Consider the following 24,549-nt stretch of genomic DNA (forward strand, 5'->3'; position numbering starts at 1 on the left):
AAAAAAAATGATTGGGACTGAAGGAGAGAAATTATCATGACTCCGTTCGTTGATCGGATGATGCGCGCCGCGAAGCTTGACGTGCATCTTTATGAAGAAGTTGAAGCCGACAAGAGGGCTATGGGCCAAGCCATGGGTGTCGTGGTCCTCTCCAGCTTGGCTGGTGGTATTGGGTTTATGCAGCAAGGTGGTCTGATGGGGCTTGCGGTTGGTACGCTTGGATCATTATTTGGATGGTATGTCTGGGCGTTTTTAACATATATCATTGGGACAAAACTGTTACCCGAACCTCAAACTCAGGCTGATCATGGCCAATTGTTACGGACGGTCGGCTTTTCAAGCGCCCCTGGCTGTATTCGCGTGCTGGCGATTCTACCAGGCGTGGGTACGCTGGTGAATTTCATTGCGAGCGGATGGATGTTGGTGGCAATGGTTATTGCTGTTCGTCAGGCCTTGGATTATCAGAGCACCTATCGCGCGATTGGCGTATGTGTGATTGGATGGATTGTGCAGGCTGTGGTCGTTGGCATGCTGCTTGTGTTGATTGGTGATGGTTCTGAACCCGTGCTGGAAAATTAACGTGGATTTTTACACGAATGGAGTTTCGAGGCTGGTTCGACCCAATGTGCCTTGACGGTAATCATTGAGGAGAATTCTCGAGGCTTTTTCTCTATCTAATTCGCCTCCCTTTCCTTTCCGCAAGCACCCGCGTTTGAGGGCGATGGCGTCAAGCACGTCTGCAGCCTCTAGTTCTTTTGTGGCAAACCCGTAGCGAGTGGTGAGTAACGCTGGATAGCGTGCAAGAAGAATCGTTGCGAGGAACTCGGCAATCTCTTCGTCGACGACAACCTTCGCGCTAATCGCGTAGATAGTGGCAAGCAGCAGTCCCACATTCGGGTCTTCGATTTTCGGCCATAGCAGTCCTGGCGAGTCAATGATCGTCATGCTTTGATTGAGCGCATGACGTTGTTGAACTTTGGTCACAGCTGGCTGATCGCCGACCTTTGCGAGCCGGCGTTTGAGTAGCATGTTCATCAGAGTAGATTTCCCCACATTGGGAATTCCTGTAATGAACATGCGTAGGGGTTTTGTTGGGCTGTTGCGATGTGGAGCAAGCGGCTGACACAATTTTGGGACCTTGGCCGCCTGACCTGAGTGCGTGCAAGAAATGGCAACCGTCGCAACTCCTGGCTCTTGGCTAAACTGCTCCAGCCAGGATTGTGTGACAGTTGGGTCAGCAAGATCAGCTTTGTTCAGTACCTTTAAGCATGGACGTTGGCAAGTCAGTCGTAATTCGGTGATGATTGGATTGCTGCTGGCTTCTGGCATGCGTGCATCCAGAACTTCGACGACAACATCGCTTGCTGCCATGGTCTTCGCTGTTTCTCGACGTGCGACGGTCATGTGACCTGGATACCATTGTATAGACATGGTGACGTATTAAAAATACAAAAAGTGCGATTAATATCGGGGCATTAGTGAACCATACTATGAACCGGAGCTTGTTTGCTATATCGTCGCAGCATGCTGTAGTCTGACGAGCCTGTGATCGATGAGCGTCAGCTTTGCATGTCTTTACGAGATACATGCCCTTTCCAGCTTCCACGCCAACTATTGGCGTCCAAGTCTTTTGGCTGATAAGTGAGCAAGTCTGGGGGACACGACCATTATAAAGGAGAGAGAGATGCCAAAGGCAAAACGAGAAAAGAACTGTTATGTGTGTGGAGATGCGGGGTTTGTGCGGATGAGTTTTATGGTCTGCGCCCTGTGCTCTCGTCATTTTTGCAGTCGTCATGGTGAACCAAAGATGGACGAATGTACCCTATGCCTTGACGGTGCAGAAGAAGTGTAAGAATCGAAAGATGTGATGAATACTGACTGGTTGTTTGATGGAGCATAAGTTTGCATTCTGATCTAATCGGCTGTGGGCGAGTCTGTTTCAATATTCGTCCAGATGAATTTGGGGGCAGCACTACCCCCCCCTGCAGCGTAACGGGAGGCGTGATATGGATCTGCATGGAAAGCTTAGGCAGCAAATGAGGTGGTTTCGGCTTGGAGTGCTGCTCACGAGTTCTACGATCTGGTTTGGATGTGCTTCGACCGAAATCCCTGTTGCCTGTGATCAGCCGCGCTCATCATTATCAGGTCTTCCCGATCGGGGTCTCTCTGCTCATCGTGGAGGTGTGCTGGGTTGTCCAGAGAACACTCTCGGAGCGTTTCAACGGGCTATTTGCCTTGGTGTTCACCAAATTGAACTGGATGTTCGGGCGACAGCAGATGCTGAACTTGTTGTGGCTCATGACGATCGTGTGTCGGCTCAAGATGGTCGGACCTTGAAAATATCTCAGTCTACGCTTACGGATGTCCAAGCCCTACGTCTTGCGCCATGTACGGGAGAGAAGGTATGTCAACAACGTATCCCAATGCTTGAAGATGTTCTTGCCATCATGCCCAAAAATATCTGGATTAATCTTGATATCAAGAAAAATAATCCTCTCATTGCCAGACTTGTTGCAGAGACGGTCGCTCAGGCAGACCGCTTTGAACAAGTGATATTTGGAGTGCGTGATGAGGCGGCGCCTGCTGTGCGTCGTGTCGAAAAAGTTGTGGGGAAAAATGGCTGGATTAACAATATGAGTCGGAAAATTCTCCGTAGTCAGTATGTTGATACCACCCTTGCCTCGTGTGATGAGTTTATTCAGTTGACGTCGTTTAGAGGCAAACCGAGTCGTGAGATTATTGACCGTTTAAAGCAAGCAGACGTCCGTGTGAATTACTCATGGATTGATGAAGAGGAAGAAGAAGCGCTCGGCCAAAAGCTGGGGGGTTTGTTTGACCGTGGAGTCAATTTTGTTTTAGTTGATCATGCGGAACCGGCCATGAACGCCGCACAGGCCCTGGGCATTTCTCCAGTTGTCCCCAAATGGAAAGGCCGTCCGCCCTTTTCCTGCTCTGATCCTCTGCCGTCGTGTGCAGGAGACCCCTAAGTTCCTGAGAAATGCGTTTAGCAATGCCTAGGAAGGAGGTCCGACCGGGGAGGGCTCTTCGGCTGAGGCTTCTGGAACAACTTCTTCTTTGATGATCTGGACGCTTTTGATGGATTTTTCGTCGGCATCGCGTACGATCAGGTGGCAGTTATTGGTGAAGACGCGTTCGCCAATGCCTGGAATATGACCGAGTTCATCTAAGATTAACCCGCTAATAGTGTTTTGTTCTTCATCCAGCTCAACCTTCAGAAACTCATTAATTTTTCGTACTTCGGTTCGGCCGTCCACTAAAATCTGATTTTTGCCGGTACGTTTAATCAGTTCTTCGGTCAGGTCACCTTCATCGAGTATTTCACCCACGACTTCTTCAAGTAAGTCTTCAGCGGTCACAAGCCCCAGGACGCCGCCAAATTCATTAACGACAATGGCAATGTGCCGTTTTTCCTGTTGGAATTGTTTGAGGAGGTCATCAGCGGGTTTACTTGCTGGAATAAAGAGTGCTGGCTTTGCAATATCTTTAATCAGACTCGTCGTCTGATTTTGTGCGAGATCCTTCAATGCATGACTTCGATATAAAATGCCTGTGATATTATCGAGGTCGTCGTCATAGACAGGAATACGAGAAAATTTTGACTTAAAAAGTTCTTCTCGCGCTTCTTCTAATGTTTCATTGCCGTCGAGACCAAACATATAGATGCGTGGCGTCATAACATCTTCAGCCGTGAGATCCGTAAACTCGAAGACGTTTTTGATCATCTTCACTTCTTCAGTTTCCAGCACCCCAGCTTTATCTCCCGCATCGAGCATTATTTTGAGTTCTTCTTCAGTCGCAAAATGGAGCGTGAGCGAGCGTCCTCCCGTCATTTTCATGATGAAGGGTTCTAGAAGAAATAGGGCTGGAGCAAAGGCTTTTTCGAACCAATAAACTGGATAGGCCATGATTTGCACGGCGGTTTCCGCATGCTTTTGACAGAGTGACTTTGGAACAATTTCCCCGAAGATTAAGACAAATAAAATCAATATCCCAGTGGCAATAGCCACGGCCTCTATGCCAAATAATCGCTGGGCAATTAATGTCGTAAGGGTGGTGGCTGAAATATTGACCAGATTGTTACCAATGAGAATTGTTGATAGAAGGCGTTGAGGGTTTGAGCGTAAACGAAGGGCTAATTTGGCCGATTTTTTCCCATTCTCGGCGAGAGTATGTAGACGTGTCTCAGTTATCGAGAAAAAGGCAATCTCAGCTCCGGAGAAAAATGCAGAAAGCCCAAGGCAGACTAAAACCGCAAGGATATCCATAATCTCATCAAGGACGAATCAATAAGGCAGACGGGTGCTGGGTGGATATACCCACCGTTCTGGAAAATTTTGTGATATGGGGAATAGTAGCCAGGAAAAGTGATGTGGAATTAATAAGAATGCTCAGTCCATTCGACAGAGCATAAAATCTAGGGCCATCGTCATCCATCGATAAATATTACGCTACCATAGGATTAAGGTTGCAGGCAATAAACAAAAATGTAAGTCTTTAGCCTCATATTTGTTGTAAAGCGTATTCCAGGTTATCAGAAAAATCAAGAGCTTTTTTAGGTAGTCAAAGACCTGTATCTGACGGAATCTGATGGGAAATCTATAATTAATGTTGTACTTTAATTTTTACATACTTCTTAATCGAGTTGTGCCCGATCTTCGAATCGATAGGATTGACGATTCAGCACCGGAAAAACTGAAAAAATAGGTGTACTGTGAGGAATCACCGCACTAGGTGCTCCAGGCGGCAACTGCAAATGTAGGTTGACAAAATTAAAGCTCAAGCCTTCCTGCCATGGCTGGGAAAATGATTCAGCATACGTCTCGACCTTGTCTGAGGCGTAACTTCTTGTCATCAAACCAGCTCCACCCTGAAACCCATATTCGTGGAGATCTGGTGCGCCTTGTATCAATAATGACACGACGGACGCATCAAACCAGACTTTGAAGTTGCATGCGATTTGTATAAACGGGCCAAGACTGCCGGTATGTTCGAGTACTGAGACAGGATAAGCAAACTCTGGAGGAATGTTTGGATCTTCTGATCTCGCATGAGATTGAAATTCTGGATCATTCACGCGTGAAACTGAAACGAACAGAAGGTGTGGATCGTGTAAGTCAATATCCAGAACTTGTCCATCATGATAACTGCACAGTTTTCCCATCTCATAACGTAAGGGAAATGAATATCCCGTTTTGGCATAGAAGATTCGGACTCCTGCTTCTAAGGGATCGCTTGGGTCACGGCTGATTTTAAGGTCGAAGGGCAACATCATGTGAAACGCATTTGACCGAACAGACATAAATGGCGCACAAGCCCCTGGAAACTCTGTCTGAACAGCTTGGTTGTCCGGCTCAAACTTTTTCGGTGCCCCTCCAAAATGTTGAGCGGTTTTGGCTTCTTTGGAAAGACGATATTTTTGTTGATAATAAGATGAAGCTCGTTTCTGAGCGATATCAAGAAAATACTGAGGAGCATCGGTTTCTACAATGAGACGCTGGCGTTGGCCTTGGGCCTTCGGCGTTTTCATGGCTTCAGTATAAATATTCAAGTCAGCTTGAGTTTTTTGAATGTCGTGTTCCAACTCCATGGCTAACCCAGGATCGTTATATCGTGTTTGCGGAAGAAGTCTGCTGGCTCGCTGAAGCATCTCCACCTTGAGAGGGTAGCGTTTGGGTTCAGCGGCTAACACCTGAGCCGTGGCCATGATCAGATTGAATTGTTCTTCAGGTTCCAGCCGAAGTTCTGACAAATCTTGCTCTTTAATAAATGTGAGCGCAAGTGGTCCAAAGGCCTCTTCTCGTCGAAGATTAAGCGTCAATAAATAATGTAAATACGATCTCGCTTCGTCTTGAGTCATTGTGGCAACCTTTCTCAAATGACATCATCTAACAATTAGAACGTGTACGATTCAATAATCTTGATACGTATCTCAGTCTGTAAAATTTTGAGTCCTTGTGATACGATACAAATATGTCGGTCATCTTGTATCTTCTGTGAGTCGCATTATGGCAGAACCCGCTGGAAGACCCCAAGTCATCATGAAGTTTACATGTATATTTTTTGTTATCGCCTCACTCCATGTGTATGGAGATTTGTATCCCGTCCATGCCGCTGAAAATCCTCCAACGGCCCCGAAGCAAGGTCTCTCGGATGCCCTTGGTCACAATCTTGCCGCGGCCATGAAAGACAAACAGGAATTTGAACGATACATACGAAAGCAATTGCAACTTTTAGAAGGGAAAGTGCAAACGTTGCGAGAAAAAAGTACGGATTTTCAAGAATTGACGAAGTCGCAATTGAATGAAAAGTTGGAAACACTCAAAGATAAAAAAGTTGATCTCCTTTCAAAGGTTGAGAAGTTACGCAATAGCGGTGAGCATACATGGCAAGATGTCCGCGAAAGTATTCTCAGGACCCTGAAGGATCTCAATCAATCTCTTCCTCAGTCACCACCTTCGAAATAAAAGCACATTACCCACGCTTCCAAGTTCGTTTTCATTCCTGGTCTTATAAGACGTGGGTCATTCGTTGAATATCAAGCCATTTTTGCATCTGTGAAAAATAGACTGATCATCCTTGTCGTGCTCTACATCTTTGACTATCAAACATAGTACACTCTCTCGTATGTCACCCGACGTTTTTCAGTTTCAAGCACAACGTGTTCTGGAATGGGACAAACTTCTGCTCGCTCTGGCATCGCACGCTCAATCTACAGTGGGAGCTGAATATTGCGAACGGTTACCCCTCGAAACATCCCTCGACACTGCCATCATTCGGCAACAAGAGACGACAGAGATGCGCCTCATTCTGGAAAGTTCGACGCCTTTTCCCATCTTAGCCTTTGAAAATATACAAGAAATCTTTGAGCGAGCGTCTAAGGGTGCCCAGCTTGAAGGTCTTGAACTGTTTCATATTTCCGTCATGTTAGGTTTGTGCCAGGAAGTTGTCGAAACGCTTGATGTTTTTGAGGAATCATGCCCCATCATTCACGCCCTGGTCCAAGAGCTTGAGCCTCTTGTGTGGGTCTATAACGCGATTGTTCAATGTGTGGATCATGAAGGACATATCCGAGAGACGGCGAGTCCTGAATTGCATCAGCTCTTGCAGAACCTTCATCAGTATCGACAACGGATACGACAACGTCTTGAGCGCTTACTGTCTTCTCATGAACATGAAGAGTTACTTCAGGGGAAGTATTTTGCTGAACGTGAAAATCGATATGTCATTCCTGTAAAAGCCGAGATGCAACATCAGATTCCCGGCATTGTTCATGATATTTCCGGTAGTGGTGCGACGGTCTTTTTAGAGCCGCGTGAGTTCATTGATCTCAATAATTCCATCAAAATTGCCGATCTTCAGGTTAAGCAAGAGATCGCGCGTATCCTGCAAGATCTTTCTGGCATGGTGGCGACTCATGTCTCCTCTCTTTCACACAACTTTGAAATTTTGCAACGCCTGGATAGCCTGGGTGCCAAAGCCCGTCTGAGCATCAAGATGAGCGCAAATCCGGTGACATTGAATGTTCGACAACATATCGCCTTAAAGCAGGCCCGTCATCCGTTGCTTATCCTCAATAAAGAGCGTGTCGTCCCCAATGATATTCATCTGACAGACGATAACAACATCTATATTATTTCCGGTCCTAATACGGGAGGAAAAACTGTCACCCTCAAACTTCTTGGTCTGTATGCGTTGATGGTTCGTACTGGACTTCATCTTCCATGTCTCGATAGTTCTGAGATGGGAATCTTTCAACGAGTGTATGCAGATATTGGAGATGCACAGGATTTACAGCGGGATTTATCGAGCTTTTCAGCACATATTACCAACATGATCGCCCTCTTGAAGGAAACCCAACCATCTTCGCAGGGTGAAATGCCAGCCTCACTCGTGCTACTTGATGAAATTGGGAATGCCACAGATCCACTTGAAGGAGCAGCAATTGCCGAAGCCCTTCTCTGCTGTCTCCATGAACGAGGATTGAGAGTCGTCGTCACGACTCATTATCATTCCTTAAAGACACTTCCGTTACGAAAAGTCGGCTTTGTCAATGCGAGTCACGAATTTGACCTGAAGACATTCGCACCCACGTATCGACTTCTTGAAGGTTTGCCAGGCGGGTCTTCGGCAATTGAAATTGCCGGACAGCTAGGATTGGATTCTCGCATTTTGGCCCATGCGTCAGAGTTGGTACAGGGCCAAGAGCAAGATCTTGAGGGGGTGTTTCAACAGTTGCAAGACACAAAACTGAGATTGGATCAAGAACTGACTCAGGCCACAACTTTACGAGTCGAAGCTGAAAAATACCATCAAGAAATGCGTGACACCAAAGATCGGTTACGTCAGTCTGAGCGACAAGAACGTCAAAAGATTCGAAAAAACCTTCAGACAGAATTCTCCCAAGTCAAACGAAAGATTAATGAGGTAATTGAAAACTTCAAAAAAGATCAAACCTTAACCACTGCAAGATCCACTCATCAGAGCATCAGTACCCTCCAACGAGAAAGCCAAATGTTACTCACGGCGGAGGAATCCATTCCTCTTCATCTTGTTGCTGTCGGGGATGTCGTTGAAATCAAAAATCTTGGGACAACCGGGATTCTCTTAGAGCGTGCTGAGGAGAAGTCACGAGTGAAGGTTCGTGTGGGAGGGAAAGTGATTTCTGTCGATGCCAGTCTCTTGCACGGTGTCGATCATTCACACACATCACCTCAACAGCCAACCTCACTGAAGTCAGTACGAGGACCACATCGGCAAGCGGAGAGTCTTCCTCAAGCCTCCCCCCAGCAACGTACTGCTCATATCGTCACGCCTTCTTTTAAGGTGGACCTCCGAGGCAAGGCCGTTGATGAAGCGGTAGAAGCAACGGAATCGGCCTTCGATCAAGCCATGATACAGGGGATTTCTTCTGTTCTTGTTGTCCATGGACATGGAACCGGAAAATTGAAAGCTTCGTTGAGAGACTATTTTGCTGAGTCAGCATATGTCGCGACATTTCGAACGGGTGATCGTGCAGAGGGGGGAGACGGGGTGACGGTCGTTGAATTACGGTAGTCCGACTCCTATGGCCTTTGAGATGTACGAGAATCATTCCCTTGGGCAATGTGAAGGTTGCGTGCGAACCCTTCATGTTTTGCGCGCCGAATAGGACTTCCTTGAAACCTCTCATTGAACTCATCTTTTGTGATGGCCTGCAAGGACGAAAGATTAGGGCTGATGGTGACTGAGGAAGGAAGAAATGCTGATTCGTTGGTCTCCACTTGATTGTGGTTAAAGGGGCAGATATCTAAGCAATCATCACATCCAAAGATTCGATTGCCGATTTGTTTTTTGAGTTTCGCCGGAAGTTGATCTTCGTTTCCACGATATTCAATGGTGAGATACGAAATACATGTTTCCGCATTGACAACATATGGTTCAACAATGGCTCCAGTCGGGCAGGCATTGATACAAAGCATGCAGGAACCACATAAGTCAGTTCCTGGAGAATCCGCTTCTAAATTCAGGGTAGTCAGTATTTCTCCAAGAAGCAGCCAAGATCCATATTCAGATGAGACGAGGTTTGAATGCTTGCCTATCCATCCGAGGCCCGCTTCTTGTGCCCATGCTTTTTCCATAATCGGCCCGGTATCCACATACCATTTTGTTTGTGCCGCAGGGGCAAGGGTCTGAATGAACGCTTCAAGTTGTTTCAGCCGTTTCTTGAACACATTATGATAATCTTTTCCCCAGGCATATCGTGCGATTCGACCATTACCCTCGCATTCATCGGCTTGAACGTCGGTATAGTAATTGAGACCGACTGAGATAATGGATCGACATCCTGGCAACACCATACTGGGGTGACTTCGACGTTCAGGCAAATGGCCCATCCATTCCATTGAAGCCTGAAAACCGTATTCAAGCCAATTAATAAGACGATCATAGAGCTGTGAGGTGACAGAAGAGTGATGCTTTTCAATCGGTGAAGGATGTTGATCTGTTGATGGAAGGGACTGTGAAACTTGAACAATGCCGACTGCATCAAACCCTAACCGAGACGCCTCTTGTTTGATGGATTCCGTCAGGGACATCAAGGCACTTTCATTGCACCGAAAAGTAAAAAGTTCATCGGTCCATTATTGCATTGTTGGAGGAGGATGTGTACTGCCACAATTCAACATTACGCTAAAGCGTGCAGAGCATTGATCGCTCGTGCAGGTATCACAAGTTCCCACAATCGTCGTTTCCCAATCTGTTTTTTGTTCATCGAACCGGCAATTGATTGTGCCCCCTTTTGAGATGTCAGCCCAGGATTGGTCGAATCCTGGACGTTTCGCAACGGTGCAACTTGAAGGAATCGGAACCTGACAACGACTACTGGCTTGGTCTTTGAGCATGCCAATATTACAATTGGTTTCCGTTCGTGTTTGCCCGGATGCCTCGCGTAATGAGCTTGCCTGGAATATGAGGAAACCCATACTGATACACACGATAATTAGTAACGCTCTCGGTCTTATAAAGATCACTTGATAATCCTTCTTCTAGTGAATCATGTCTTCGTGAATTTGTTCATACATTGGCGTTTTACACACACTATTATTACTGAAATCCAATGGGTTAGTGAGGAGAAGGTGAAAGATTCACTTGTGTTCGCTTTGGTTGGATCGTCACGTCTTCAAATTGTTCTTGCACATGAGCTTCCCAGTTCTTTTGCGCTTCGTCATCCGTCCCATGGTTAGTGTCGAGGTCATATTGGACATTAATCCGCTGTGCGACAGATTTCACAAGCTCTAACATCTTTTGAGGATTGTCTTCTGGTTGTAAAGATTGATTGGCTTGCCGGACCAATAAGCAGCTGATTAAAAAGTGTAACTGTTCGTGTGCAAGCAATCGTTCTGATGCGATCCATTCGGCCGGATTTGACGGATCTGCCGACTTCGGTTTGACCCAAGAATATTGTTGATCAAATTTTGCGATGAGATGCGGTGGCGTATCATTTAAAAGAAATCGAATCGCTGTTTGAGCAGAGGGAGTCGCAGAGGGAGGATCTTTTCTAGAGAAATCATCCCAAGTTGGGAGACGGTCGGGTATGCAAGCTGGTGATATGAATTGAGTTTCGGTAACCCATCGCAAATTTGAGGTGCATCCGGCAAGGCTGAAACTGAGCACGCCGATACCCATCAGAAACCATTTGAAGGCTATTTGCTTAATACGATCATGGTGCAAATTATACCGTGAGTATGACACGATAACGCAATGGTAACTCGGTCGTGGAAGTTTGAGCATGGTGTAGTCACTGAGGAGCCGATGGGGAATTTTATATTCCGTAGATACCAGTCGTAAAGCCTGAATATGAGTTTCTTGTAAGGAGGAAAGTGTCGAATGACATTGTCAATTCTAGCTCACGTAGGTTTCTAGGTCATAGCGTCTTTCAGGGGTTAGAAGCCGGTTCCAAGACGGAAGAGGAAAATGTGGAAATTTTCTTTGAGATGATAAAATCTCTCAAAGGCATATCCCACGGTGCCATAAAATGGAAATGGCACCCTCGTTCGAGTAAAGATGAAATCGCCTTTTAATTGCAGACCCATGCGATAGTTGGCAAATTCTCTCAACCCTTCGATTGAGGAATCGTGACGGATGGGGACTTCAAGATTGAGCAAAGCTGGTTGGATGGCCTTTCTTCTATCAGGGAGCCACTGAACTTGTGGATTTTCCACGAGCCGATAGACTACAGTGAGCTGGTTTCTCCATTGGGTATGGTCTTGAGAGGAGTCGAATTTCACATCACTCTCATAGTAAGAACTGCGGAAGGTCAGGTCAAATGGATTGAGGGCCGGTGAGAATTCGATGCGTCGGAGTGTCAGCCCGCCGAAAAACTCCTGCCTTTTTACTTCGTTCCCAGAAGCAATAAGCGTAATTTCTTCTATAAATCCACCAAACGTTTCTCCTTCATAAATGTAACGCCCGAAGAGAATGTCCGGGACGTCGAATGCATAGGCGGCTTGCGTGACAATCGCACGTTGGTTGTCATTGTCAGGGAACGTTTGACTGGGATCGACGTCCTGGAACACAAAGTATCCGTTGAGCGTCAGTCTATTTGGCCCAAAAAGGCGTGACTGATAGACCATGCTTCCTTTATACGAATTGATATCATCCCAATTGAAGCCCGGATCCCAATTTTGATGTGTGAATTGAAATTCACCAACGATTTTCCCTTCCCCGATGAGGCGTGATAAACCGGCAATGGCGTCATATCGTTGTACGTCTTCTTTTCGTGCATGAAAGGTCAATGCTGGCGTGGTGCGACGTGACCATTGTGCCGCGGCCTTGACAAACAGATCAAATCCATAGGGGAGTTGAAAGTCGTCGGAAATACCCGCTCCAATTTCATGGCCGACATCGTTGACGAAATGTGTTGGATCGTTGAAATCAGGAATCTTTGAGTCATTAAACCGAAGGTAGCGATACGTGAGGTCAAATGCGCGGAGTTGTCCAGGCTGAAATCGCAAGCGATTGGAAGTCACCAACCCCAATTTTTGGCGGGCGAGAGCATCGAGTTCACCGTTGGAAAGCATTCTACGCAGAACACTTTGCGCAAAGAGCGCTTCACCATTTAAGTCTCGACTATCGACCCATTGATAATCAAATGCAACTGTATCGTTCCGAGCTTCGGTGATGGTACTGAAGAAGACAGAAGGGTCGTTGCCACCGAAAGATAAACCTATTCCGTTGGCTTGGTTAAGGTAAAAGAGAGACTTTTTTAAATCATCGCTGGTTTTTGCATCGTTTCTTGCCCCCCATCGTTCCTGTGCTTTTAGGTTGGCAATTTTTTCTTGAGCTCGGCGATAGTGCTCTCTGGCATCCATGGCCAATCCTCCATGACGGACGCCACGTAACCACTGCAAATATTCTCCATAGATGAGTTCGAGAGCAGGTTCTTCCGGGTGTAGTTGAATGGCCTGTTCATAGTATGATGTTGCTCGAGGATCTCCAGTTCTCTTCATCAGTTCGGCGATGATACAGAGTCGATAAGGGTACTCGGGAGAATCTTCTGCCGGTGGGGTAACGAGACGGCTTTCGATTTCGGCTTGGTATTCGGTAGCAGGAATTTTTCCTGCAAACCACCCACACGCATAGGGGTCAATGCGCTCTGCAGCTAAGGCAAGGGTTGGGGACGAGCAGAGTAGACAGAGTATGGTGAGTAAGCTGTTCGTTTTCCAGATCGAAAGGCTCGGTTTCTTGCTCGACCAAATCGACTTGTCGAATTCAAGGTGCATCAGGTTGTTAGCCAAAATGTTCTCCTCCTTCACTTAAATCGGTCCTCACATTCGTCGATGTCATGAAAGTATGAGAAATAGTAAGAGAGAGTGTGCCAAGTACTCGATGAAGAATGATAGTTTTTTAACAAAGTTAGGAAAATGGTGGAACAGCTTTTCAATTTCCTAACAGAACACTGTGGAGTCGGAGATCTTTCAGTTGAAGATATTGGGCACAAACGTCAGATAACTTGTCATAACTTGCATTTTCAGCGCAAAACGACCGAGTTTACCTCACGGTAATCGAAATAATCAAATTGACAATAAGTCTGTATCGTCGCATCGGGCTTGTCAGATTTTTCTCGGTGGCGAGAAGGTTATCTCCAGTCAGGTTCTGAGTAATCGCCGGCCACACCAATGGCAGTTTTATGTCGTAATGTACTGTTCTTGCAAGGTTTTTTGACAAGCTTGCGCGGTTGTAATCCTATTGTTTTGCCCCGTATACTATTTTAAGCATTTTGAACACTTTTAATAGGAATTGCGCATATTCGACATGTGAGGTGCAGACGGTGGAACAAGGAATTTTTTGTGTGCAGACGAGTCTCTTTTCATCTCGTGGTGTGGGTCTTCATTCTGACGGTTGTCGGCACAAACAGTTGTGCGCCGAGTGAGAAGTTGCAAGGTCAAGGATCGGACAATGTTACAAGCCAGCAGTATGGATGGTGGGTTGGACATTTCGGGAAAGAGGCTGCGGTGGATATTGGTTTTCGAGGGGAAGGGACTAATATAGAAGTGGTAAGAAGCTATATCTCAAATGCGCGTATTGACAGTCCAATTGGCATGCGGTGGACGCACAATTATTTGATGCATATACGAAATGCTTCTGATAACCAATTAAAGCTTTTTGACGCCAATGGTTCATCGACGCTATTTACCCTTGCAGAACGAGGCACTTTTATTTCAAAAGAAGAAACGCCTCGTGTCATAAAGCAAAACGGTGATGGGACTCACACGCTCCATGATGAAACCGGAGTGATATATGGATTTAATCAAAAAGGCCGTTTAGTTCACATTCAGGGACATCAATATGGAAATGCTCTATCGGTTGCGTATGGGGCTGACGGATATTTGGAGTCTATCAGTGACGCGGAGGGAAAAGTTATCACGTTTTATTATGATCCCGAAACTCATCGCCTGACATCCATCAGGGATGGGCAAGGCCGTTCTGCCACATATAAACATGACGACATCGGTAATTTAATCTCAGTAAGCAATGCTGAGGGTATTATCAGTGCGTATAGTTATGATCGACAAAGTCATCTTGTTGGGGTCACTTTTCCGTAATATGACAAAACTGACAAGACCGTATTTTCCTTTGTGAATAAAGAAGGCAAGCCTTGCGCTTGGCTCAGATTTAAGGAGATCTTGTTCAGGGTGCTAAAAAGTCAGAAGGTCTACGATGAAAATTTTTCAAATGACAGTTTCGGTTTTGATAATCTTTGTATTGTTTTGCGGTCATTTTGTTTTAGCGCAAGATCGCCTGTCGCCTGCAAGTGTGAGGGATGATCTTCAAGAGGATGGTTTTCCATGTGCGCTAAGTGGTGGCTGTGAAGAAGATATTATCAGTGCAGATCCGACGTTTATTCAGAATCCGACCGAAGGTCGTGCGGTTCGAACGTCCAGCCCCCTCTCTCAAGAGGTGAATGGGTTGGTTGGCGAAATCCTAATTCCAGGTCATGCTGCACTCGTTCGAGCCAATGTTCCGATTTTTGGTCGAGCCTATGGCGAAAACTTTAAAGAGTATCGTGTGGAGTATGGTCAAGGCGAAGACCCGACGGATTGGACCGTTATTGAAACGTCAACAATCCCTCAAACACAACATATTTCTCCCAAGCAACTCTATTTGTCGGCTGATCTCTCTATCGAGGGCAATCTTGCCACCTGGGATACAGGGCTTAAGAATTATGTCTATCTTCCTACACACCCCAAAGATCACCCGATTAATTTTAAAGGGACGTATACCGTTCGATTGGTGGTGTCATCGTTGGACGGCCAGACAGTTGAAGATCGAGTCTTACTTCACGTGGCAAATGTCATTCCTAATGCCTGGGGTGGACGCGTGGTAAGTCCAGACGAACATGTGAAGTTGTTTGTGCCAGAGCAGGCCATGACTGCACCCTTTAGGCTAATTCTCATACAATCTGCAGTTCATGCCCCTAGCACGACGGCAGAAGACAGGCAGCCCATTGGGAAGGTTTATGAGGTCAAAGAACCGAGTGAGCGGTTTACAAAGGATGTGATCTTGGAGATGAAGATTCCAAAAGTCCGCAAGAGTGGCGGTATGACCCGAATGGCTATTTACGGGTACGACAACACCATGAACGAGTGGATTCACCTTCCAACCTTTCAGAGAGCGAGTGGTGGTGGAAGACTGCAGACCCGTGTGAAGAAGTTGCATGCTTTCTATGTTGTTATGTTGACTAATCGCGTGGGAGAGGGGGCACATACCATTCTTGTTGAGTCATCAGGCTCCCCCCTCCTCAAAGTGAACAACGTACAAAACCCTGGACATTATCTTGTCAAAGAGAATTTCGAAAACGGTATGGGTCAATGGTCGAATCGCGATGGTGAGGTTGGAGCCACGGTCAGTCTCGATGAGTCATCAACTTTTGATGGCACTCAAGCTCTCAAAATTGTGAATAATAATTTCGGAGGAAACTTTGCAGTCAATGTGAGCACAACACCATTTGATGTTCGTGAATTCCCGGTTATTGAGTTTGATTATCGAATGGAGCCAGAGGTGAAAACCAACTTCTTCGCTAAAGTCTCCGGGCGCTGGTATATGGTGGGGCTAACTGATGATCCAATGGAACTTAAACGCAAGCGAGTAAATATCGCCGATATTGGGAGTGTTCACGGAATTTTGGCTGATGATAAATGGCATACAGCTCAATTGAATTTGTATGACATGTTACGAACAAAAACGGGAAATGTCATTGTCGAAGAATTGATCATGGCTGATTGGGATGTGCCTGGCTATATGAAACTTCAATTTGGTCACAATCCTTCAGGAGCTACTTACTACATAGATAATTTTATGATTAGTCGAGAGCTTGAAACGGGGTTGCGTACGAGTGATGCGACGATTGTCGTCGACACGTTTAATCAGAAAAAAGAACGAAACCACCTTGGAGGTCCATTCTCAGGATTTCAAAGTTCTTCTGGAGACGATGGCGGTAATATTCGAATAGACTTTGATCCCGATGATGCATCCGGTCGTGGACATTCATTAGCCCTTTCCTATGATGTTTCGAGACCGAAATCTTTCAGTGGGTATGTGACTACATTCCCCAACCTTGATCTCCGAGGTTTTCATGCATTGAGTTTTTCGACAAAGAGTCTTGAAAAGAGTCAAGATCTATTTATCGGGCTCCGTGATTCCCTCGGGAATGAACAAAAAATACTTTTGAGCACTTATCTATCCCGGACTCTCAAGACGCACTGGGAAACCGTGATGATCCCATTAACGATATTTGGTTCTGAGCTACATTTGAAAAAAATCGAACATTTGAGTTTTTCATTTGCTCATGACAGACAATCGGAAGGAAAAATCCTCCTGGATGACATACAGTTTCATCGTCATGTTCAGACTTTCCATGTTGATAATTTTGAGGAATGGCATGGGAAAAACCTGTTGGGCGGCCAACATCGAACCTTTGCAAAAGGTGTTGCCGCAGTGAACGGTTCGTATACCCGGGGGTCTCCCAATGGTTTATATCGACTTTCGTATGGTGGCAACATCGGAACAATCAATGCCTATGCCAGCGATCTCTTGACGTATGCAGGTTGGGAAACTCACCTCGGCGGCATCGACTGTTCGCGTTGTACTCAGGTCACGTTTCGCATACGAGGTGGGCAGGGAGGTGAGAAGCCTAATATCTATCTTGATGATGGCAACTTTCGATGGAGTGTCGATCTTGAACACTATCAAGAGGTTACCACTGAATGGCAATGGGTAACGATCCCTCTTAAGGATTTCGCGGATTATGGCGTTGATTTAACCCACCTTGAAGAATTCCAAGTCGTGTTCGAGTGGGAACAAATGTCCAGCACGTTGTACTTAGATGACGTGTGGTTTGGAGAAAAAACAAAAACGAAGTCGTAATTTGCTTTCGATGTTTTGATGAAATGTTCATGTTGGTTGTTTTTTTGAGCCACGCTTTTGGCGTTTAGCTAGGTAACTAATAATGAATGGGTACGATGACTGAAAAATGTGCATGCTAAAGCGTTGAGTCGCAAGGACTGCCTGAAGCTATCTGCCAGAGATACTTTCAATACTCACTCTTTTCTCGTTTTATGTACCTATACAATATGTTTTTCGAATGCTGCTCTTGATATGAATTGGAAAATAACTATGCACCAGTTATGGTCTCAATTCAGCATAAAGTTCCTCTGGAGGATTCTTGGATTTGTCTCATTATGTTTTATTCTTTTATTTGGGAGTGAAGTCATCGCTTCTTCCAATGAAGAGAAAATCATTCAAGCTTTTCGACCTCCAGGCATTGCCTATCAACCTCGCGGCTTCTTTCCAGGATCAGAATTCGGAAAAGCGGCCGTTCCCCAAATTACGCAGGAGCTTAAACAGCTCCATGAATTGGGGTTTCAAAGCCTCGTGACCTATGGAGCACGTGGTGCAATGGGCTCGATTCCCAAGATTGCGAGAGCACAAGGTTTTTCAGGCATGGTGATTATGGGGATTTGGGATATCTATTCAAATGAAGAGTGGCGTAATGCCGTGGCCCAGCGAGAATTCGTGGATGGATATTGTTTAGGAAATGAAGGTCTCTTGTTCCTGCGCTATACCGTTGGAGAACTAGAAGAAAAAATGTCAGAGCTACGGCAGGAGACAGGAAAACCAGTTACTACGGGGGAACCCATTGATAGCTATCTTGAGGGACCGTACCGGGAATGGTTGTGGAAACATTCCGACTGGATTTTTCCGAATACCCACCCTTTTTGGGGAGGGAAAACTCATTTTCAAGAAGCTGTTCACTGGGTGTTAGCACGCGTTGATTATCTAGAGGCCACAACGGGAAGAAAGATCATTCTCAAAGAAACGGGGCTCCCGACTTTAACTTCTCACCCGGAAGGTGAAGATATGCAGAAAGCATTTTTTAGTGAATTAAATTCTACGGGGATCAAATTTGTGTACTTTGAAGCGTTTGATCAACCATGGAAACATGAATTGGAACAGCAACCTGAAGCCGAAGGGCATTGGGGTTTGTATGATGCTCAGGGACAACCCAAAAAAGCCATCGAGTCCGTCGCTCGCCGAGAATATCGATGAAAATGAAAGCATTCAAAATGGGAGGAGTGATCGGTCTTCTAATGTTCTCCTTCACTTCTTTTGCCATGGCCACCATGGGAGGTATGTCCAATATTGGACCGATTTTCACACAAGGGGATTCATCGACAGCCACTCGTGAATTCCTTGAGTTAGAAAAATCAGGAAGACTCTGGATTGCACGACCATCTAAGTTCGGGGTGGTCGCGATGGTTACACTATATGCCCCAGGTCTCGAAGAAGGGCATATCATTCTTCGTGAACTCACGACATCAGAAGGACACATGACATTACTCCTGACTGCGCCTGATATGGTCAGGATTCATGTCCAACGTGTCACAGTCTATACGAGGGGATTGTCCGAAACTGTCACTTTATTGGAACAGGTCAATGGGAAATGGCAAAAACGTCTTCCACAGTCCTTGATGATCGATGCGGTGATTGACGGGAGTCTGTCACCTCAATCACTTAGGGTGTTTTCGGTCGAAACCTTGGGGTTTTACTGGTTACTTGAACCGGCTTCCATTGCGTCGCCGGCGATGTCTACATCAGTTAAAACCTCTGCCCAAACGCTCATTGGCGGACAAATCACGTGGGGCTTCATGCCATCAATGTTTGGCATTATGTTGCTTATTTTTTTCGGGACGTTATCACGCTACATCCACAAAATATCAAAACTCAGAGAGTTCTAGTATGGTTTGGTCGGCAACCTTTCTTTTTACCGTACAAGTAGCGTGTCTGTTGGTGTTTTTTATTTTTGCCTTTTTTAATTATTTGTATGCGTTCGCCAGCTTACGTCAGCCCTCTATCCCTCGGGTTTCCCATAGTGGCGACGAAGTGGCTGTCGTCGTAGTGGCTTATAATGAACAGTTTGTTCTCGAGCGGACGTTGAAAGGGTGCGAGCAATTAACATATCCGAATCGATTCACCGTCCTGGCTGATGATTCGACTGATCCAAAAATTATCGATCAGATACGTCAATTTGCGATTGCACGTGGCTGTACGCGGTTCGTCAATCACTCTTTCTCTCAAGTGGTTTCTATTCCTTCCGGTGAAAGCCGACATGAACCGATTGAAATATGGGAATCCAAAGACTTTGTCCTGTTCCATCGGCCTTCGAAGGATGGCTTCAAAGCCGGGAGCCTTCGAAAACTCCAAGATTATCTTTCACACCGTGGCACAAAGTACATGTACTTATTGGATGCCGACTGGAAACCTCAATCCGATGCGTTGGAAAGAACCCTTGAAGTCTTGGAAGCGAAAGATGACATTGCATTCGTTCAATCCAAGAGGGCGGCATTTCCATATGGCATGAATCTTTTTCAGAAATATGTGGCGCTGTCTGAAGAGAGCTGTTACTACATAGATTTTGAAGGACGTCAAGTCCTGGGTCATCCGGCGTTATTTTCCGGATGTTGTACGATGTTTCGTTTATCTGCTGTGGAGCACGTTGGTGGATTCACGCCTGGACATTTGACGGAAGACATTGATTTGACGAACCGTTTTTGGCTAGCTGGACTCAAGGGCGTGTACTTGGACAGTGTTGTCAATTACGGAGAAGTCCCTTTTACCCTCGATCATTTTCGACGACAACAAGAACGCTGGTGCACAGGCACGGCAAGGGTGTTTCGAGAATATTTTTGGGATATTATCTGGTCCAAAAGGCTTTCCGTAATCGAAAAAATCTCCGCTCTCCGCCAGAATGCGTATTACACAACTCCGATATTAACAGGGGCGGCTATTCTTCTCGGCATGCTCACGGTGTGGTGGCTCGCAGTAGGGTGGAATTCCTATGAAGTCGAGTATTATCTCTACCTGTTAAACTCGGTGCAAATTCCGTTTACGGTTGCCATCTGCATTTGTCTACTCTCGAACCTGATTCAGCCGTTTGTGATGATTGTCTTTAAAAAACGATCATATCGAGACCTTTTTCATTTTCCCATGATGCTGTGGTATGGCTGGAGCGTGATGCTGACCTATATCGTGGCAAACCTAAAAGGACTGTTCTTGATAAAATTAGACTGGTTTCGAACCCCTAAATATCTTCGCCATCGAGTCGGTCCGCTTACAAGTAGTCCACTTCCAGTGAGGGCTGTCAATCTCTTTGTTTGCGCGACATTTATTGCCTTTTACTGTATGGAAGGGCTGGTGTTTGGCTGGTTTGACCCATGGGGGCTATTGTTGGTGCCAGCCTTTCTCATTGCCTCCATAAAATGAACACGTTGAGTGAAACGAGAGAGCGTACTTGAACAATATATCTTTGGGGATTGATGAAAATATGAGATTCACGAAGGTGTTTCCAGCTCATATATTTTCGAATCATGTCATTCGATAAACATGAGGTATTAATAAGGTTGCCTTGGATGATCCAAAGAACGAAGTTGCGTTTGCATTATTTTGGGATAGTTGTCGCGATTATTGTGTTGTCGTGTCTGATACCTGAGGGTCTGTTAGCTCAATCACGAATGCAAGTTGATATTATTGAGCCTTCAAGCGATGGACAGGAAGTTGGGATACGAACCAACATCAAAGGCACGGCTATTATGCCAGAGGATAATTTTCTTTGGATTTTAGTCCATCGAATTAGAGACTTTGAAGATCTTTGGTGGCCACAGGGTGAAGTGATGGTCAACGCCAAAAGTTCAACATGGATCAAGAATGTACGTTTTGGGGAAGAACGGGATATTGGATATCAATTTGAAATTGCCGTGATTACAGTCGCAAAGACTGAGCATGAATTATTGAACAGGTTTATATTTTTGGTAAAACAAACTGGTCAATCCAATCCGATCAAGATGCCTTCGACCACCTCGCCACCGAAATACAGAATTGTTAAAAAAGTCAGACATTGAAGATCCTTGGTACTGTCCTACAAGAATATGTTGCCTTAATTGCTAGGAACTCTGAAGGGCGGATTGCGGATGCGTTGCTCCCTCTAGATAGGCAATTGCCTCATCCACAAAGCCGAAGCCAAACTCCGGGATTAGATTCTCTACATTCTCAATGATAATCAGATTGTAGCTTGAGAAGAGCTCCTCCAAACTTATCTCGGCTTTGGATTCGATTATCTCTCCAGTATACGAACGCAACGTCTGGAAGTAGTCATAAATCAACACCTCATGACACATACCATATTGCTTCAACGCATAGGCTAATTGATAGGAGAAACTGTCTCCAATGATCAACACACGTGGCCGTTGATCCAGCTCTACATCAGGCGGCTTCACCAATGGGTACATCTCATTTGTGAGCATGGCGTTTGTCGTATAGATGTTCATTAACTTTGCCAGATCCGTATCTTCTCGTTCTGGAGGTCGTGTTTCAAATCCCGTAATCTCAGGTAAGGGTAATGGTTTCTGAAGTATCGGATTTATTAGTTTCCGAAGATCTTTCAAGACCAAAAATGCAGCATAATCATTCCAATGCATCCCACTTTTTGGAAAAAACGGATGCTCTGTTTCTTTCTTGAGTCGTTGAAGTATTGCATGTCCGTCACTGACCAAGACGTTCTTTGCCTTGAATAACGGTACGACTCGTTGGTAATCAGTAAAAACTGATTCTTTCACATTCATGCGCTTCTTTTGATCGGTCGGATCCATGTATTCAGGATAAATTTGCGGTTTGCTCGGGGCGATCACCAGTGCTACAGGAATATTTCGCTTCTCCATCATTAGTTGCTGTAGTTTGGCGAGTTTATAGACGGCCTTCTCCAACTCCTCGTCGGTCCGCCAACCAGGCCATTGATAGGCTCTGACCGAGGCCCCCTCATAGAGCCAATGTTCTTTTCCCACCAATACCTTAGTTCCTTCCTTCGTATACCCGCTTTGTCCAAACATACTATAATGAATTTGATTGGCTACCCTCACCATTACCGAACGAAATCCGATATGCGTGTTCACCCAGACTTCATATTTTTTTTGATATTCGCCTGATAACCAGTGCTGCCAAGTGAGACTGGTCGTTGGTGCGTGTGGCACCGCGACGCCCTCCAATGGATGATCTGTCACATAGGGTCGGTACGTTTGCACGAACACTGCCATCAATATAACCCCAATAGCCGCAATCCAAATGATTCGAATATGGTCTTTTCTGTGTGCTGCCTTGATCATCAGAATTTGAAATAGATAAATGGATGATACCCCATCTTGGCGATGTCGATAATAGCCAGAAATAATAAGGTTGTCGCCACTGCCCCTTTGTAATAGGGTGCCCATGCGCTGCTTTTCTTCCACTGTCGCCATTTCATGAGCCACCGATTTTCGTCTGGCAGAAGAGTGAAAACTGCCGCCAACATCATGATGACCATGGTTCGAGTATCGATGATTTCCGACAAGAAATAGCCTAATTGACGTTCCGCATTGACCGGAAACTCATAGACTTGCCCCCAGCTTCCAAAATCAAAGAGACAACCGATATATAGCAGCGAGAGGTCCAGAGTTTCCATACGGAAGAACACCCAACCAAGTGTGATGAAAAAAAACGTCACCACTTGCCAAATCCAGTTGGGAACCTTGTCCCATTTCCACGGTTGGAAGATTTTTTCCAGCGTGAGAAAGAACCCATGAAACGCTCCCCAAATAATAAAATTCCAACTTGCTCCATGCCAAAATCCCGACAACAAAAACACGATCCATAAATTTCTAAATTGGTAAAACGGTTTCACTCGATTTCCACCCAATGGAATATATAAATACTCCTTCATCCAGTTCGAGAGGGAGATATGCCAGCGACGCCAAAACTCTGTAAAGCTCCGACTCACATAGGGACGATTGAAATTCTCGAGAAAATCGAACCCCATCATTTTTCCCAAGCCAATGGCCATGTCTGAATAGCCTGAAAAATCAAAATAGATCTGCATGCTATAGGCAAAAAGACCGATCCAGGCATAATGCATTGGCAGGTGATGCAACCAGTAGGCGAATATGGTATCGGCAAGTTGTCCCATCGTATCTGCAATTAAGACTTTTTTCCCAAGACCAATACTAAACCGATACAGACCTTCCGCGAATTTTCGGCTTGAATGGACGCGTTTGACCAATTGATCTGCCACATCATGGTAACGAATAATCGGACCGGCGATGAGCTGCGGGAACAAGGCGACATACAGTGCAAATGACACAAAATTTTTCGCTGGGTATACAGCGCCTCGATAGACGTCGATCATGTAGCTCAACTTTTGAAACGTGAAAAATGAGACGCCAATCGGTAACATAATCTCTTCCCAGGACAATGGTTCACGTCCCAACCATCCCTGTGTCAAATTCAGTTGCTCCATAAAGAAATTTGAGTACTTCGCATACAGCAATGTGCCAATATTGACTACAAGCGATGCCGTCAGCACGCATTTCCGTTTGAATTGTTCTTCCTCCCTATGCCGAACCAGATACAGACTCAATAGATAGTCGATTAGCGAAGACCCCAACAACACCACGGCAAAAATCGGCTCCCCCCACGCGTAAAATAGGTAACTTCCCATCAGTGCCACAAAGTTTTTTGCTGGTCGAGGCGTCAGGTAATAGCCCAGCAGAAACACCGGTAAGAAGATAAATACGAATATCGAAGAACTAAAGATCATAGGATTGTTGTTCGGTCACGAAAAAGACCAACCTTAAGGCTTGCTTTCGACACAGATAATGATATTGAAGATCGTTCCCAGAGTGAGAGGGCACGCGAAATACTGCTTTTCTTCAACATATACGTACAACGCGTATGCGTGGGTCTGTGCACTGAGGGGAAGAGTAATTGTGTTTCTTTCTCGTGATGAAATTTCACATGGAGATTCTATGTCTCGGACTCGAGCATAACGATAGCATTAAATTCATACATGTCTGAAACGCGAGCAAAGCAAAGCGTCAATGACCGGAAAACTGGTATTCGTATCCATCAGTAGTCGAGGTTTAGGATCCGATTATGGTGATCCACGATTTTGAGCCTACTTGACCGAAC

Annotated in this window: 20 protein-coding genes; 11 read left to right on the top strand and 9 right to left on the bottom strand. The window is 45.6% G+C overall.

The window, feature by feature from the left end; genetic code table 11:
* The first annotated feature begins 36 nt into the window (after positions 1–36).
* On the top strand, positions 37–579 hold the full coding sequence (locus ACWQXP_RS03935; RefSeq protein WP_454061539.1) for a YIP1 family protein: 543 nt from the start codon (positions 37–39) through the stop codon (positions 577–579).
* A gap of 9 nt (positions 580–588) precedes the next feature.
* Here the strand turns inward: ACWQXP_RS03935 and ylqF are convergent, their stop codons facing one another.
* Complete coding sequence (gene ylqF, locus ACWQXP_RS03940) at positions 589–1,431, bottom strand: ribosome biogenesis GTPase YlqF (RefSeq protein WP_454061540.1); 843 nt, start codon at positions 1,429–1,431, stop codon at positions 589–591.
* 253 nt (positions 1,432–1,684) lie between these two features.
* Here ylqF and ACWQXP_RS03945 point away from each other — a divergent pair, with 253 nt between their 5' ends.
* Positions 1,685–1,852 carry a hypothetical protein gene (locus ACWQXP_RS03945; RefSeq protein ID WP_454061541.1) on the top strand — a complete coding sequence of 56 codons (168 nt, stop codon included), beginning with the start codon at positions 1,685–1,687 and terminating at the stop codon, positions 1,850–1,852.
* Positions 1,853–2,006: 154 nt separating this feature from the next.
* Positions 2,007–2,987, top strand: a complete 981-nt coding sequence (locus tag ACWQXP_RS03950) for a glycerophosphodiester phosphodiesterase (protein ID WP_454061542.1) — start codon at positions 2,007–2,009, stop codon at positions 2,985–2,987.
* 27 nt (positions 2,988–3,014) lie between these two features.
* On the opposite strand, the gene ACWQXP_RS03955 is transcribed toward ACWQXP_RS03950, so the two are convergent.
* Together ACWQXP_RS03955 and ACWQXP_RS03960 are read right to left on the bottom strand one after the other, a co-directional pair.
* Positions 3,015–4,286, bottom strand: coding sequence for a hemolysin family protein (locus ACWQXP_RS03955; RefSeq protein WP_454061543.1), 1,272 nt, complete (start codon positions 4,284–4,286; stop codon positions 3,015–3,017).
* Between the two features lie 368 nt (positions 4,287–4,654).
* The gene (locus tag ACWQXP_RS03960) at positions 4,655–5,878 is read right to left on the bottom strand and encodes a hypothetical protein (RefSeq protein WP_454061544.1); all 1,224 of its coding nucleotides are present in this window, start codon (positions 5,876–5,878) and stop codon (positions 4,655–4,657) included.
* Positions 5,879–6,026: 148 nt separating this feature from the next.
* On the opposite strand from ACWQXP_RS03960, the gene ACWQXP_RS03965 reads away from it, so the two are divergent.
* Both ACWQXP_RS03965 and ACWQXP_RS03970 read left to right on the top strand, forming a co-directional pair.
* Positions 6,027–6,485, top strand: coding sequence for a hypothetical protein (locus tag ACWQXP_RS03965; RefSeq protein ID WP_454061545.1), 459 nt, complete (start codon positions 6,027–6,029; stop codon positions 6,483–6,485).
* Between the two features lie 160 nt (positions 6,486–6,645).
* Positions 6,646–9,075 carry an endonuclease MutS2 gene (locus tag ACWQXP_RS03970; RefSeq protein WP_454061546.1) on the top strand — a complete coding sequence of 810 codons (2,430 nt, stop codon included), beginning with the start codon at positions 6,646–6,648 and terminating at the stop codon, positions 9,073–9,075.
* 8 nt (positions 9,076–9,083) lie between these two features.
* On the opposite strand, the gene queG is transcribed toward ACWQXP_RS03970, so the two are convergent.
* The 4 genes from queG to ACWQXP_RS03990 form a co-directional block, all read right to left on the bottom strand.
* On the bottom strand, positions 9,084–10,094 hold the full coding sequence (queG, locus tag ACWQXP_RS03975; RefSeq protein WP_454061547.1) for a tRNA epoxyqueuosine(34) reductase QueG: 1,011 nt from the start codon (positions 10,092–10,094) through the stop codon (positions 9,084–9,086).
* Positions 10,095–10,139: 45 nt separating this feature from the next.
* On the bottom strand, positions 10,140–10,481 hold the full coding sequence (locus ACWQXP_RS03980) for a hypothetical protein (RefSeq protein WP_454061548.1): 342 nt from the start codon (positions 10,479–10,481) through the stop codon (positions 10,140–10,142).
* A gap of 139 nt (positions 10,482–10,620) precedes the next feature.
* On the bottom strand, positions 10,621–11,289 hold the full coding sequence (locus tag ACWQXP_RS03985) for a hypothetical protein (protein WP_454061549.1): 669 nt from the start codon (positions 11,287–11,289) through the stop codon (positions 10,621–10,623).
* Between the two features lie 152 nt (positions 11,290–11,441).
* Positions 11,442–13,295 carry a tetratricopeptide repeat protein gene (locus tag ACWQXP_RS03990; RefSeq protein WP_454061550.1) on the bottom strand — a complete coding sequence of 618 codons (1,854 nt, stop codon included), beginning with the start codon at positions 13,293–13,295 and terminating at the stop codon, positions 11,442–11,444.
* Between the two features lie 552 nt (positions 13,296–13,847).
* Between ACWQXP_RS03990 and ACWQXP_RS03995 the strand changes: the two genes are divergently transcribed.
* From ACWQXP_RS03995 to ACWQXP_RS04020, 6 genes are all read left to right on the top strand, one after another.
* Positions 13,848–14,603 (top strand): DUF6531 domain-containing protein, encoded by a 756-nt coding sequence (locus ACWQXP_RS03995; protein WP_454061551.1) that lies wholly within the window; start codon positions 13,848–13,850, stop codon positions 14,601–14,603.
* A gap of 115 nt (positions 14,604–14,718) precedes the next feature.
* A complete protein-coding gene (locus ACWQXP_RS04000; RefSeq protein ID WP_454061552.1) occupies positions 14,719–17,424 on the top strand; it encodes a hypothetical protein in 2,706 nt (901 codons plus the stop codon).
* A 249-nt stretch (positions 17,425–17,673) separates the two neighbouring features.
* The gene (locus ACWQXP_RS04005; RefSeq protein ID WP_454061553.1) at positions 17,674–18,606 is read left to right on the top strand and encodes a hypothetical protein; all 933 of its coding nucleotides are present in this window, start codon (positions 17,674–17,676) and stop codon (positions 18,604–18,606) included.
* A complete protein-coding gene (locus ACWQXP_RS04010) occupies positions 18,603–19,295 on the top strand; it encodes a hypothetical protein (protein ID WP_454061554.1) in 693 nt (230 codons plus the stop codon). Before ACWQXP_RS04005 ends, ACWQXP_RS04010 begins: the two co-directional genes overlap by 4 nt.
* A gap of 1 nt (position 19,296) precedes the next feature.
* Positions 19,297–20,820 carry a glycosyltransferase family 2 protein gene (locus tag ACWQXP_RS04015; RefSeq protein ID WP_454061555.1) on the top strand — a complete coding sequence of 508 codons (1,524 nt, stop codon included), beginning with the start codon at positions 19,297–19,299 and terminating at the stop codon, positions 20,818–20,820.
* Between the two features lie 146 nt (positions 20,821–20,966).
* On the top strand, positions 20,967–21,455 hold the full coding sequence (locus ACWQXP_RS04020) for a hypothetical protein (RefSeq protein ID WP_454061556.1): 489 nt from the start codon (positions 20,967–20,969) through the stop codon (positions 21,453–21,455).
* 42 nt (positions 21,456–21,497) lie between these two features.
* On the opposite strand, the gene ACWQXP_RS04025 is transcribed toward ACWQXP_RS04020, so the two are convergent.
* Both ACWQXP_RS04025 and ACWQXP_RS04030 read right to left on the bottom strand, forming a co-directional pair.
* Positions 21,498–22,817 (bottom strand): alginate O-acetyltransferase AlgX-related protein, encoded by a 1,320-nt coding sequence (locus ACWQXP_RS04025; RefSeq protein ID WP_454061557.1) that lies wholly within the window; start codon positions 22,815–22,817, stop codon positions 21,498–21,500.
* Positions 22,712–24,178, bottom strand: a complete 1,467-nt coding sequence (locus ACWQXP_RS04030; protein ID WP_454061558.1) for an MBOAT family O-acyltransferase — start codon at positions 24,176–24,178, stop codon at positions 22,712–22,714. Before ACWQXP_RS04030 ends, ACWQXP_RS04025 begins: the two co-directional genes overlap by 106 nt.
* Positions 24,179–24,549: the final 371 nt, after the last annotated feature.

The organism is Candidatus Nitrospira salsa, assembly GCF_965152625.1.